Source organism: Aeromicrobium sp. (genome assembly GCF_025965075.1).
In the GTDB taxonomy this organism is placed as follows: domain Bacteria; phylum Actinomycetota; class Actinomycetes; order Propionibacteriales; family Nocardioidaceae; genus Aeromicrobium.
Genome location: NZ_JAOPXQ010000056.1, coordinates 1 through 11,214, shown reverse-complemented (window position 1 = coordinate 11,214; position 11,214 = coordinate 1). Strand labels below are relative to the sequence as shown.

Below are 11,214 nucleotides of genomic sequence, written 5' to 3'. Positions count from 1 at the left end.
TGCCTCGACGGCCGCAAGTACTTCGAGTGCAAGTACTACTCCGAGTGGACCACGGCCTGGACCTTGATCACGGGCTAGGCACGCATCACCGTCGACACCGCCCGCGCCCCCGCCCCCCCCCCGAGTGGGACGGGTGCGCGGGCGGTGTCGACGGTCATGCGTGCCTAGCCCTTGATCTCGGTCCAGGCCTTGGTCCACTCGGAGTAGTCCTTGCACTCGACGTCCTTGCGACCGTCGAGGCACTCCGCGACCGGCGTGCGCCAGTACCAGAGCTTGGACGCGAACTCCTCGTCACCGGCCTTGTACGAGTCGCAGAACCCGGGATCGCTCGCGAAGTCGCAGGCCTCCTGGCTGTTCGGCGCCTCACCGAAGTACTCCGTCGCCTGGGCGTTGGCCTCCGGCGAGTCGATGTAGTTCAGCCACGCGTACGCGCAGTTGGGGTTCTTGGCGTGCGACGAGATCATCCAGGTGTCGGACCAGCCGGTCGCGCCCTCCTCGGGGAGGATCGCCTTGACCTTGGTCTTCTTGGTGTCGATCGAGTTGACGATGACCTGCCACGTCGTACCGAGGACCGAGTCGCCGGTCTCGAACGCCGAGATCTCCTTGAGGTAGTCCGACCAGTACTCACCGATGTTGCCGCGCTGCGCCTTCAGCAGGTCCACCGAGGCGTCGAACTGCTTCTGGTCGAGGGCGTACGGGTTCTTGATCTTGAGCTCGGGCTGGGTCTTCATGAGGTAGAGCGCGGCGTCGGCGATGTAGATCGGCGAGTCGTACGCCGTGATCTTGCCCTTGTACTTCGCCATCTCGTCGGGCTCGAACACCGCGGACCACGAGGTCGGGGCCGGAGAGACCTCGTCCTCGTTGTACATCAGCAGGTTGGCGCCGTAGCCGTGCGGCACGCCGTAGTGCTTGCCGTCGAAGGTGTTCCAGTCCTGGTCCTTGAGGAAGTCGAAGACCTTGGCGTAGTTGGGGATCAGGTCGGTGTTGACCTCGACGGCCTCCTTCGACGCGACCATGCGCGCCGTCAGGTCACCCGAGGCCACGACGACGTCGTAGTCACCGGTCTTGGCGAGGTTGAACGCCTCGTCCGAGGTGCCGTACGTCTTGGAGGTCACCTGGCAGCCGGTGTCCTTCTCGAACTTCGAGACCCAGTCGACCTTGGGGTCGTTGCTGCCGTCCTCGACGTAGCCGGGCCACGCCAGGATCGAGACCTTGCCCTCGGTCTTGCCGAGCTTGGTCGGGACCTCGGACGCGGAGTCCGAGTCGCTGCCGCCGCACGCGGCGAGCGCGACGAGCGCGCTGCTGGCCAGCAGGGCGCCGAGTGCCCTCCTGCGGTGTGTCGTCGTTCTCATCGCTGTCTCCATCTCTTTCGTGGGGGTGGGAGTGTCGTCCGGGGGTTCGGTGGGGCGGTGTGGAGTTGTGCGGCGGTCTCAGGCCAGCGGGACCAGGTCGTCGAGCGACCACGTGGCGACGACCGTCTCGCCGCGCTGCTCCCGCCTCGTCCGTCCGCCGATGCTCTGCTCGAGCACGACCAGTCGGGTGCCGTCGTCGAGCAGGACGTGGATGCGGTGCCCCGTGCCGAGATAGATCGACTCGGAGATCACGCCCTCGGCGCTGATGACGCCGTCGCCGGCAGCCGTCGTGCCGGGGGCGCCGAGCGCGACCTTCTCGGGCCGCAGCGCGTGGGTGCCGTCCCGGCCGAACAGCCGCTGCGAGGCGGCCGGGTCGAAGATGTTGGACGTGCCGACGAACGACGCGACGTACTCCGTCGTCGGGTGCTCGTAGATCTCCCGCGGGGTGCCGAGCTGCACGATCTTGCCGTCGCTGAAGACCGCGACCCGGTCGCTCAGCGTCAGGGCCTCCTCCTGGTCGTGGGTCACGAAGACGAAGGTGATGCCGAGGTCGCGCTGCAGCTGCTTGAGCTCGACCTGCATCTGCTCACGGAGCTTGAGGTCCAGCGCGCCGAGCGGCTCGTCGAGCAGCAGGACCTTGGGCCGCACGACGATCGCGCGGGCCAGCGCGATCCGCTGGCGCTGCCCGCCGGACAGCTGGCCGGGGCGCCGGTCGGCGAGGTGGGCGAGCTGGACCGTGCCGAGCGCCTCGGTGGCCTGCTTGCGGCGGGCCGCCTTCTTGACCCCGCGGACCCGCAGGCCGTACGCGACGTTGTCCAGGACGCTCATGTGCGGGAAGAGGGCGTAGTCCTGGAAGACCGTGTTGACGTCCCGGTCGAACGGCGCCCGCCCCGTGACGTCCTCGCCGGCCAGCTCGATCGTCCCGGCGGTGACCTGCTCGAAGCCTGCGATCAGCCGCAGCACCGTCGTCTTGCCGGACCCCGACGGACCCAGCATCGAGAAGAACTCGCCGTCGGCGATGTCCAGGTCCACCCCGTCGACGGCCCTGACCTCACCGAAGTGCTTGCTCAGCCCCCGCAGGGAGATCGCGGTCCCGGCGGGCGGCCCGGACGGCGCCTCGGCGACGGTGGAGGTGCTGACTGTCATGCGTGGGCTGCCCCTCGGACGAGCTGGTGAGTGACCTGGGCCACATGGGTGACAAAATCATATGGGACCAGATATTAATTGGCTAGGTCCCGTTTGCAACGATCGTGTCAACGTCGTCAGGAGGTGCGCAGTGGCAACCGTCCGCCGTCCCGCCACGCGCGCCAGGTCCGCCATCTTCGCCCCGCTGGGCGACGAGGGCCGCGCCGTCCGCGTCGAGAACCGGCTCGCCGAGGCGATCCGCTCGGGCGTCCTGACCCACGGCGAGCGCCTCCCCAGCGAGCCCGAGCTCGCCGCGATGCTGGGCGTCGCGACCGTCACGGCCCGCGAGGCGCTCGTCGCGCTGCGCGCCCAGGGACTCGTCACCACGACCCGCGGCCGGGGCGGCGGGAGCTTCGTGACCCGGCCCGAGCCCGACGGGGTCGTCGAGCTCAACAGCCGCCTGGCCGCGATGTCCCGGGTCGAGCTGCGGGACCGCGGGACGCTCTACGGCGTGATCCTCGCCGGCTGCGCCGAGCTGGCCGCCGAGCGCTCCGACCTCAGCGACGTCGAGGGGCTGCGCCTCCTGCTGGTCGAGCCCGACGAGGACGATGTCGCGGTGTGGCGGCACGCCGACTCCGAGCTCTACCTGTCGCTGTCGGCCGTCACCCAGTCGGCCCGGATGGCCCGCGAGGTCGTCCGGCTCGAGGCCGACTTCGGCGCCCTGCTCCGACTGCCGCTGTCCGACGACGGCTTCCGGGCCGCGACCCACGCCCGCCACGCCGCGCTCGTCGACGCCATCGAGCGGCGCGACGCCGCCGGCGCCCGCACGTGTGTGCGGGAGCATGTCTCCGATGCCCTCGAAAGGCTGGCAGACCTGCATGCGGCAGTGTCATGATCGAAGGACACCCGGTCCACGCAGCGTCGAGAGGAGCACCCGATGACGGTCCAGACCGCTGAGCTCGCGGCGTGCGTCGACCGGGTCGAGCAGCACTTCCACGGGCTCCTCACCGAGCTCGAGGCGATGCGCGCGATCCTCGTCGACCGGTTCGACCGCGGCCCCGTCGACTCCACCGTCGCCCGCACCGCGATCGAGCCGACCGTCAAGGCGTTCCTCGGCTCGTCCGACATCGTCGGGGCCGGCTACGTCGCCGCCCGCGACGCCCTCAGCGACACCCCGCTCTACCTCGCGTGGTGGCAGGGCGACGACCAGCACCTGCTGGCCGAGGCCGACGCCCCGGGCACCAACGACCCGCTCGACTACACCCGGCACCCGTGGTTCCGCACCCCCGAGCGCACCGGCGAGCCGCACGTCACCGGCCCCTACGTCGACTTCGTCTGCACCGACGAGTACGTCATGACGTCCACGGCGCCGGTCGTCTCGCGGGGCCGGATGGTCGGCGTGGTCGGGGCCGACACCCTCGTCGAGACCCTCGAGAAGCTGCTCCTGCCGACCCTGGGCGCCGCCGGCGCGACGCTCGTCAACGATCTCGGCCGCACCGTCGTGTCGGCCGATCCGCACCTGGCCACGGGGAGCCTGCTGGACCTCGGCGCCTACCCCGAGGTCGTGGCGTGCGACCGGCTGCCGCTGTCCGTCCTCCGCCCCTGACTCGGTAGCCTGACGGCGTGGATCAGCACGCCCGCGGGGCACAGCACGCCCGCGGGGCACAGCACGTGCAGCGCATCGGCCGGTCCCGGCTGTTCGTCGAGCCGCCCATCCGGATCCTCGGCCCGCTCGTGATCCGCGCCGACACCCGCATCGGGGCGTTCAGCGAGATCGCCCGCCAGGTCGAGGTCCAGGCCGCGACCCTGGGCCGCTACTGCGAGATCGGCCCCGGCTGCCTGCTCGGCGCGACGGGCCACCCGACGACCTGGCTCAGCGTCTCGGCGTTCCAGTACAAGAAGGGCGCCTGGAGCTGGCACCCCTCAGCGGCCGACGCCGAGGTCATCGATCCCGAGGCCGGTGGCCGCCAGTCGTTCCGCAGCGTCGGCCCCGACCTGGCCACGATCGGCAACGACGTGTGGCTGGGCGCCAACGTCGTCGTGCTGCGCGGCGTCACGATCGGGGACGGGGCGATCGTCGCCGCCAACGCCGTCGTCACCAAGGACATCCCGCCCTACACGATCGCCGCCGGCATGCCCGCCACGGTCATCCGGCCCCGCGTCCCCGACGACCTGCGCGACGAGCTGCTGGCCCTGCAGTGGTGGCGGCACTCCCCCAACCAGCTGAGTGGCACACCGTACGACGACCCGGCCGCCGCGGCCGCTCACCTCGCGGGACGCATCGGCGACCTCGAGCCGTACGACCCGGGGTTCGTCGAGCTCGCCAAGCCCCCACGCCGGGCCGCCGCACCGCAGAAGAAGCGCCGCCGCCTCTTCTGAGCCGGTGCACCAGTCGCCCTACCCCGGCGGGAGCGGTGCACTAGTCGCCCAACCCCGGCGGGAGCGGTGCGCCAGTCGCCCTATCAGGGGCCGGTAGGGCGACCCCTGCACCGCCCCCCCAGGGGTCAGTGATCGCGGAGCGCCTTGACCAGCTCCGACTTCTTCTTGCCGGAGTAGTGGGTGAGGCCGAGCTCCTTGGCCCGCTTGCGCAGCTCGGGGACGGTCCAGTCGTCGTACGACCCGGACTTCCCGCCCTGGGCCCCGACCGAGGACGTCGACCGACCCTTCTGCGCCGCGGCGTTGGAGATCCGTGCCGCCTTCTCCTTCGACGCACCCTGGTCGCGGAGGTCCTCGTACATCTTCGGCTTCTTGATGCTGCTCGCCATGGCGTGCTCCTCTCGTGGTGTCGACTCTCGTCGTCGACGTGCCCGCGCCGGGTCGGGCCAAACCCCCTTCGTCTTGCGAGGTGCGCGCGCCGCGGGGTCCAATGGGGCATGCGATCCATCTGGAAGGGCGCGATCAGCTTCGGCCTGGTCAGCGTGCCGGTCAAGGTCTACAGCGCGACCGAGAGCCACGACGTGTCCCTGCACCAGGTCCACGGCAAGGACGGCGGCCGGATCCGCTACCAGCGGCGCTGTGAGGTGTGCGGCGAGGTCGTCGACTACAAGGACATCGACAAGGCGTACGACAACGGCGAGCAGACCGTCGTCCTGACCGACAAGGACCTCGCGTCGCTGCCCGCCGAGCGCAACCACGAGATCGAGGTCGTCGAGTTCGTCCCGGCCGACCAGGTCGACCTGCTGCGGCTCGACCGGGCCTACTACCTCGAGCCCGAGGCCAAGACCCTGAAGCAGTACACCCTGCTGCGGCGGGCCCTGGAGGACTCCGACCGGACCGCGATCGTGCGCTTCGCGCTGCGGCAGAAGACCCGGCTCGCGGCGCTGCGGGTCAAGGGCGACGTCCTGCTGCTGCAGACCCTGCTGTGGGACGACGAGGTACGCGACCCGTCGTTCGACGTGCTCAAGGAGAGCCCCCAGATCAGCCAGAAGGAGCGGGACATGGCCGCCCAGCTGGTCGACTCCCTGGCCGGCGACTTCGACAGCTCTCAGTTCACCGACGAGTACCAGGAGCAGCTGCGGACCCTGGTCGAGGCCAAGCTAGAGCAGGGCGACACGCTCGACACGTCCACGACGTTCGGGGAGTCCGACGAGGACACCGACGACGCCGAGGTCGTGGACCTGATGGAGGCACTCAAGCGCAGCGTCGACCGCAAGAAGGCGGCCCGGTCCGGCGACGCCGCCGAGACGCCGGCCAAGAAGACCGCCGCCACGAAGGCACCGGTCAAGAAGACGGCTGCCAAGAAGACGGCGGCCAAGAAGGCACCCGCGAAGAAGGCCGCGACCAAGAAGACCGCCGCGAAGAAGACGCCCGCCAAGAAGGCCGAGAAGGCCAGCTGACTAGTCGCGGGCCCGCCCGTTGGCCGACGCGCTGTTGGTCGACGCACTGTTGGTCGGGACATTGTTGGTCGACGCCCCGGCCGACACGGTCTCGGCGAACGACGCCTCGGGCGATCCGCGGTGCTGCACGACCCACTCGGCGACGTGCCGCAGCTTGACGTTGTGCGCCTGCGACTGCCGGCGGAGGAACTCGAACGCCCGGTCCTCGTCGAGGTCGTAGCGCTCCATCAGGATGCCCTGCGCCTGCCCGATGAGCTTGCGGGCGTCGATCGCGACCTGCAGGCCCTCCTCGTTGTGGGCGTTGGCCAACCCCACCGAGGCATGGCGGACGAAGATCGTCGCGACCGCGAGGTCGTCGTCGTCGAACGCGTTGAACCGGTTGGCATACAGGTTGAGCGACCCGTAGCGCCGCGACCGGGTCTCCAGGCGCAGGCTCAGCGCGCTGCGGATCCCGAGGTCCGCGACCGCGGGACCCCACTTGGGCCAGCGGCCGTCGACGGAGACGTCCGGCGACAGGTACATCGCGTCACCCTCGATCGAGTCCAGGCACGGGCCCTCGTCGTGGATGATCTGCAGGTTGTGCGCCTCACCGACCCGCGCCGACGTCGCCGAGGCGGTCTCGATCTGGTTGCGGGCGTGCACCAAGAGGACACCGGCGTCATCGCAGCCGGTCGCGACCTTGGCATATTCGGTGATGCGCTCGATCGTGTCCTCGGCCGTCGGCTGCTCGTGCAGCTCCAGCGCCATCTGCGAGAAGAACGTCGAGGTGTCCACGTGTCCGCTCCTCAGCGAATAGGTGTCAGTCATGGGAAGACAATCGTGCCACCCAGTTTGCCATGCCATGACACGGGTATGTCGGTATCTGGGCGTCGCGCACACCCGGACCCCTCACCCATCGACCCGGAGGCACTGCATGAGCACCGACCTTCAGCTCGGCGCAGCGACCGTCACGCTGTTCGGAGAGCGTGACGCCCTGGACATCGCCCTGAGCGACGAGCTGGGCCGACGCGGCTGCGGCACACATTCCATCTCGATCCCCGTGGGCTGGCTGCACACGACGCGGTACGCCGTCCTGCGCCTCGAGACGGTCAGCGGCGATCTGGCCCTGCGGGAGCTGACCGACCAGGACGAGCCGGCGTCGCATGTCGTGGCCGTGTGCGAGCGACCCGCCAACAGTGGTGACGCGTCCCGCATCGAGGAGCTGTGCCGCCAGTGCGGCGATCACCACGACGTCTCCCTGATCTGGCACGCGCCGATGGGCGAGTCCCCCGTCCTGGACACCCGGTCCGGCAGGGCACCCGACCCGGCCGACCTGGCCAGCACGATCGCCGACGAGATCGGCCTGCAGTACGACGCGACGGACACGCCGTCGTTCGCGACCCAGACCTACGCCTCGCCCGACCGGTAGCCGATCCGACACCCGGGCCGGAACGCACGACGGGTCCCGGGCTGCGTGAGCCCGGAACCCGTCGCCCTCGAGCTACGCGGTCTCGGACTCGTTCTCGTTCAGCGTGGCCTTGGAACGGAGCTGGTCCAGCAGCTTGGACAGCCGGCGGGAGACCTGCATCTGGCTGACCCCGACGATGTCGGCGATCTCCTGCTGCGTCTTGTCCTCGACGAACCGGAGGTGCAGGAGCTTGCGCTCCTCGGCCTCGAGCTTCTCGCACAGCGGGCCGACCGTCACCCAGTCGTCGATGAAGTCGTAGGACTCCTCGCGCCAGGAGATCGTCTCGCCGAGCGGCTGGCCGCCGTCGCGGACCGGCTGGTCGAGCGACGTCGGGGAGAAGCAGCCTCGTGCCGCCATCGCCTCGCGGACCTCGCTGATGTCGGTGCCCAGCTCGTCGGCGATCTCGGCCGCACCGGGCGCCGTGGCGTCGGACTGCATCCGGCGCTCGGTCGCCGCCGTGATGTCGGCCTGCAGCTGCTGGATGCGACGCGGGGGACGGACGCCCCACGAGTGGTCGCGGAAGTGCTTCTTGATCTCGCCGAGGATCGTCACGGTGGCGAACGGGACGAACTCACCGCGGTCGTGGCGGAAGCCACGGATCGACTTGACGAGGGCGAAGTTGGCGACCTGGACGAGGTCCTCCAGGTCGACTCCGCGACCGGAGTAACGACCGGCGAGGTGGCGGGCGAGCCCGAGGTATCGACGGACGATCTCGTCCTCGAGCATGGCGCGCTCGGCGCCGGATGCGGCGGCCGCGGCCTCGATGAGCTCGGAACTGTCGTCCTGCTCGTGCTGGCGTGTGGGTGTTGCGTTCACGATGTCCCCCTGAGGGAATGTCGATCAGTGCCCAGCTGCTGCTCAACCGGCCTCCCAACCTTGGCACCGATCGGCCCCACAAGCAAGCGAGTTCGGTACAGATGGGCCACAATTCATAGTTCGAAAGAACTATTCGTCACGATCGCGTGGCACGACGGGGTGTTTCGGCGCCGGTCAGCCGGGTATGCAGGGAGTACGTGACCGGTCGCGAAAGGACCACGATGCCCCGTAGGAAGGACACGCTCGACGTGTCCGTCGCGGGCCACCGGCTGCGGCTGACGCATCCGGACAAGGTGATCTACCCGTCCACCGGGACGACGAAGGCCGAGGTCATCGCCTACTACCAGGACATCGCGCCGCACCTGCTGCCGCACGTCGCGGGCCGGATCGTGACCCGCAAGCGCTGGGTCGACGGGGTCGGCACGGCCGCCAAGCCCGGTGAGGTGTTCTTCGAGAAGAATCTCCCGGACTCGGCGCCGACCTGGATCCGCCGGGTTGAGATCCAGCACAGCGACCACGTCAACACCTATCCGGTGTTCGAGGACGCGGCCGCGCTCGCCTGGGCCGGGCAGGTCTCCGCGCTCGAGCTGCACGTCCCGCAGTGGCGGGTCGACCGGCACGACGCTCCGCAGAACCCCGACCGGCTGGTCCTGGACCTCGACCCGGGGCCTGGCGCCGGCCTGCCCGAGTGTGTCGAGGTCGCCAAGGTCGCCCGGACGATGCTGCGGGACCTGGGGCTCGAGGCGTGCCCCGTCACGAGCGGCAGCAAGGGCCTGCACCTCTACGCCGCGCTGGACGGCACGCACGACGCCGACTACGTCAACCGGTTCGCCAAGCAGCTCGCCGGGGCCCTGGAGGAGGAGCTGCCCGAGCTGGTGGTCAGCTCGATGAAGAAGAGCCTGCGCGGCGGCAAGGTCCTGGTCGACTGGAGCCAGAACAACCGCAACAAGACCACGATCGCGCCCTACTCCCTGCGCGGCACCACCGAGCCGCGCGTCGCGGTCCCCCGGACCTGGCGCGAGCTCGACGACCCCGACCTGCGACACCTCACGATGGACGAGGTCGTCGCCCGGATGAAGCGGCGCAAGGACCCCATGGCCGCCCTCGCCGCCCCACTCGCGAGCGAGGACCGGCTGACCGCCTACCGGTCGATGCGCGACGCGTCGAGGACGCCCGAGCCGGTGCCGGACGGGGTTGCGACCGGCTCGGCCGGCCAGACGTTCGTGATCCAGGAGCACCACGCCAGCCGGCTCCACTACGACTTCCGGTTGGAGCATGATGATGTGCTCGTGTCGTGGGCGCTGCCCAAGGGCGTACCGGCCACCACCAAGAAGAACCACCTCGCCGTGCAGACGGAGGACCACCCGTTGGAGTACGCCACGTTCGAGGGCACGATCCCGGAGAAGGAGTACGGAGGAGGCACGGTCACGATCTGGGACAGCGGCACGTACGAGCTCGAGAAGTGGAAGCCTCGGGAGATCATCGTGACGCTCACCGGACGCGAGGGCGGCGGCCTCGGGGGCCGACGCAAGTACGCACTGATCAAGACAGACGACAACTGGCTCATCCACCGGATGAAGCTCTCCTGACCAACGCACGACATCACCGAAGGAGCACCACATGCCGTTCAAGAAGAAGACCTTCCGCGACAAGCTCGAGGCACAGCTGAGCGAGCTCGCCGAGCAGACCGACGAGCTGCGCAAGCAGGTCGTCGAGCGGGCCCCGGGCGTCCGCGACCAGATCGTCGAGCAGAGCAACGAGCTGGCCAGGCAGGTCGCGGTCAAGGCGCCGGTGGTCCGCGACCAGATCGTCGCCGCGCTCCCCGACCGCGAGCAGCTGCTCGACCTGCGCGACGAGCTGTTCGAGCGCCTGCCGGAGAACGTCCAGGAGAAGCTGCCCGAGAAGGTCAAGCCCAAGCGCACCCGCCTGCGCAAGGTCGCCGCGGTCGGCGTCCTGACGGGTGCGGGCGCCGCGGCGTTCGCGATCCTCAAGCGTCGCGGCGAGACGTCCTCGGCCTACCCGGCCCCCACGCCGGCAACGACCCCGCCGCCGACGACGACCGCTCCGCCGACCGTGGCGCCGGCACCGGCCACCCCGACCGCCGCCGACCTGCTCGACGAGGCCGGCGACCCGCAGCACAAGGCGCCGACCACCTAGTCCCGCCGCATCGACCTGACGCCGGCCCGACACCCACGGTGCCGGGCCGGCGTCGTCGTTCCCGCACGAGCACATTGGGTGCGATCGGGGCGAATTCGATCCGGGGGATCGGGTACGTCACCCGTGATGAGCCACAGAACGTTGACACTCGTCCGACCGCGACCGAGCGGGACTCCCGGCTCGGTGAAACACTCAACAGGATCACGACGGCCCCCGAGCCGCGAGGAGGTGGGTGAGAGCGTGTTGTCGTTCCCCCAGAAACCAGCCCTCGCACGATCGGCCGCCGAGCTGCCGGACGCCGAGGCGATGCCCGGCGGCGCCGTCTACGAACCCAAGTTCGACGGTTATCGCGCTCTGCTCTTCGTCCATGCCGGCGAGTGTCGGATCCAGTCGCGCGCCGGCCGGGACGTGACCCACGCCTTCCCCGAGATCGCGGCCGCCGCGGTCTCGAGCCTGCCCTCGGGCGTCGTGATCGACGGCG

General features: G+C 69.9%; 12 protein-coding genes and 1 pseudogene. 8 read left to right on the top strand and 5 right to left on the bottom strand.

Annotation, left to right across the window (positions count from 1 at the left end):
• Positions 1–164 precede the first annotated feature (164 nt).
• Positions 165–1,352, bottom strand: coding sequence for an ABC transporter substrate-binding protein (locus JWQ91_RS03640; RefSeq protein ID WP_297780964.1), 1,188 nt, complete (start codon positions 1,350–1,352; stop codon positions 165–167).
• 78 nt (positions 1,353–1,430) lie between these two features.
• Positions 1,431–2,498: an ABC transporter ATP-binding protein gene (locus tag JWQ91_RS03635; RefSeq protein WP_297780962.1), complete on the bottom strand. Its 1,068-nt coding sequence runs from the start codon at positions 2,496–2,498 to the stop codon at positions 1,431–1,433.
• Between the two features lie 130 nt (positions 2,499–2,628).
• Here JWQ91_RS03635 and JWQ91_RS03630 point away from each other — a divergent pair, with 130 nt between their 5' ends.
• Genes JWQ91_RS03630 through JWQ91_RS03620 form a run of 3 tightly spaced genes read left to right on the top strand, consistent with a single transcriptional unit; the run spans position 2,629 to position 4,856 of the window.
• On the top strand, positions 2,629–3,372 hold the full coding sequence (locus tag JWQ91_RS03630; protein WP_297780959.1) for a GntR family transcriptional regulator: 744 nt from the start codon (positions 2,629–2,631) through the stop codon (positions 3,370–3,372).
• Between the two features lie 42 nt (positions 3,373–3,414).
• Positions 3,415–4,083, top strand: coding sequence for a cache domain-containing protein (locus JWQ91_RS03625; RefSeq protein WP_297780956.1), 669 nt, complete (start codon positions 3,415–3,417; stop codon positions 4,081–4,083).
• Positions 4,084–4,100: 17 nt separating this feature from the next.
• Entirely contained in the window at positions 4,101–4,856 is a 756-nt protein-coding gene (locus JWQ91_RS03620; protein WP_297780953.1) for a CatB-related O-acetyltransferase, read from the top strand.
• Positions 4,857–4,981: 125 nt separating this feature from the next.
• Here JWQ91_RS03620 and JWQ91_RS03615 read toward each other — a convergent pair whose 3' ends face one another.
• Positions 4,982–5,242 (bottom strand): Rho termination factor N-terminal domain-containing protein, encoded by a 261-nt coding sequence (locus JWQ91_RS03615; protein WP_297780950.1) that lies wholly within the window; start codon positions 5,240–5,242, stop codon positions 4,982–4,984.
• 108 nt (positions 5,243–5,350) lie between these two features.
• Here JWQ91_RS03615 and JWQ91_RS03610 point away from each other — a divergent pair, with 108 nt between their 5' ends.
• Positions 5,351–6,313: a Ku protein gene (locus tag JWQ91_RS03610; protein ID WP_297780947.1), complete on the top strand. Its 963-nt coding sequence runs from the start codon at positions 5,351–5,353 to the stop codon at positions 6,311–6,313.
• Here JWQ91_RS03610 and JWQ91_RS03605 read toward each other — a convergent pair whose 3' ends face one another.
• Complete coding sequence (locus JWQ91_RS03605; protein ID WP_297780945.1) at positions 6,314–7,120, bottom strand: GAF and ANTAR domain-containing protein; 807 nt, start codon at positions 7,118–7,120, stop codon at positions 6,314–6,316.
• 106 nt (positions 7,121–7,226) lie between these two features.
• Between JWQ91_RS03605 and JWQ91_RS03600 the strand changes: the two genes are divergently transcribed.
• A complete protein-coding gene (locus tag JWQ91_RS03600; RefSeq protein WP_297780942.1) occupies positions 7,227–7,721 on the top strand; it encodes a hypothetical protein in 495 nt (164 codons plus the stop codon).
• A 72-nt stretch (positions 7,722–7,793) separates the two neighbouring features.
• On the opposite strand, the gene JWQ91_RS03595 is transcribed toward JWQ91_RS03600, so the two are convergent.
• Complete coding sequence (locus JWQ91_RS03595) at positions 7,794–8,576, bottom strand: sigma-70 family RNA polymerase sigma factor (protein WP_297780939.1); 783 nt, start codon at positions 8,574–8,576, stop codon at positions 7,794–7,796.
• 221 nt (positions 8,577–8,797) lie between these two features.
• Here JWQ91_RS03595 and ligD point away from each other — a divergent pair, with 221 nt between their 5' ends.
• From ligD to JWQ91_RS03580, 3 genes and pseudogenes are all read left to right on the top strand, one after another.
• Positions 8,798–10,165, top strand: coding sequence for a non-homologous end-joining DNA ligase (gene ligD, locus JWQ91_RS03590; protein ID WP_297780937.1), 1,368 nt, complete (start codon positions 8,798–8,800; stop codon positions 10,163–10,165).
• Between the two features lie 31 nt (positions 10,166–10,196).
• A complete protein-coding gene (locus JWQ91_RS03585; RefSeq protein WP_297780934.1) occupies positions 10,197–10,733 on the top strand; it encodes a hypothetical protein in 537 nt (178 codons plus the stop codon).
• Between the two features lie 240 nt (positions 10,734–10,973).
• Positions 10,974–11,214 (top strand): annotated as a pseudogene (locus tag JWQ91_RS03580) (ATP-dependent DNA ligase); the annotation flags it as partial.

What these genes read in the sequence shown, in the direction of transcription:
- JWQ91_RS03635 (WP_297780962.1), bottom strand. Translation starts at nt 2,498, where the DNA reads ATGACAGTCAGCACCTCCACCGTCGCCGAGGCGCCGTCCGGGCCGCCC.
- JWQ91_RS03610 (WP_297780947.1), top strand. Translation starts at nt 5,351, where the DNA reads ATGCGATCCATCTGGAAGGGCGCGATCAGCTTCGGCCTGGTCAGCGTG.
- JWQ91_RS03605 (WP_297780945.1), bottom strand. Translation starts at nt 7,120, where the DNA reads ATGACTGACACCTATTCGCTGAGGAGCGGACACGTGGACACCTCGACG.
- JWQ91_RS03640 (WP_297780964.1), bottom strand. Translation starts at nt 1,352, where the DNA reads ATGAGAACGACGACACACCGCAGGAGGGCACTCGGCGCCCTGCTGGCC.
- JWQ91_RS03625 (WP_297780956.1), top strand. Translation starts at nt 3,415, where the DNA reads ATGACGGTCCAGACCGCTGAGCTCGCGGCGTGCGTCGACCGGGTCGAG.
- ligD (WP_297780937.1), top strand. Translation starts at nt 8,798, where the DNA reads ATGCCCCGTAGGAAGGACACGCTCGACGTGTCCGTCGCGGGCCACCGG.
- JWQ91_RS03615 (WP_297780950.1), bottom strand. Translation starts at nt 5,242, where the DNA reads ATGGCGAGCAGCATCAAGAAGCCGAAGATGTACGAGGACCTCCGCGAC.
- JWQ91_RS03585 (WP_297780934.1), top strand. Translation starts at nt 10,197, where the DNA reads ATGCCGTTCAAGAAGAAGACCTTCCGCGACAAGCTCGAGGCACAGCTG.
- JWQ91_RS03600 (WP_297780942.1), top strand. Translation starts at nt 7,227, where the DNA reads ATGAGCACCGACCTTCAGCTCGGCGCAGCGACCGTCACGCTGTTCGGA.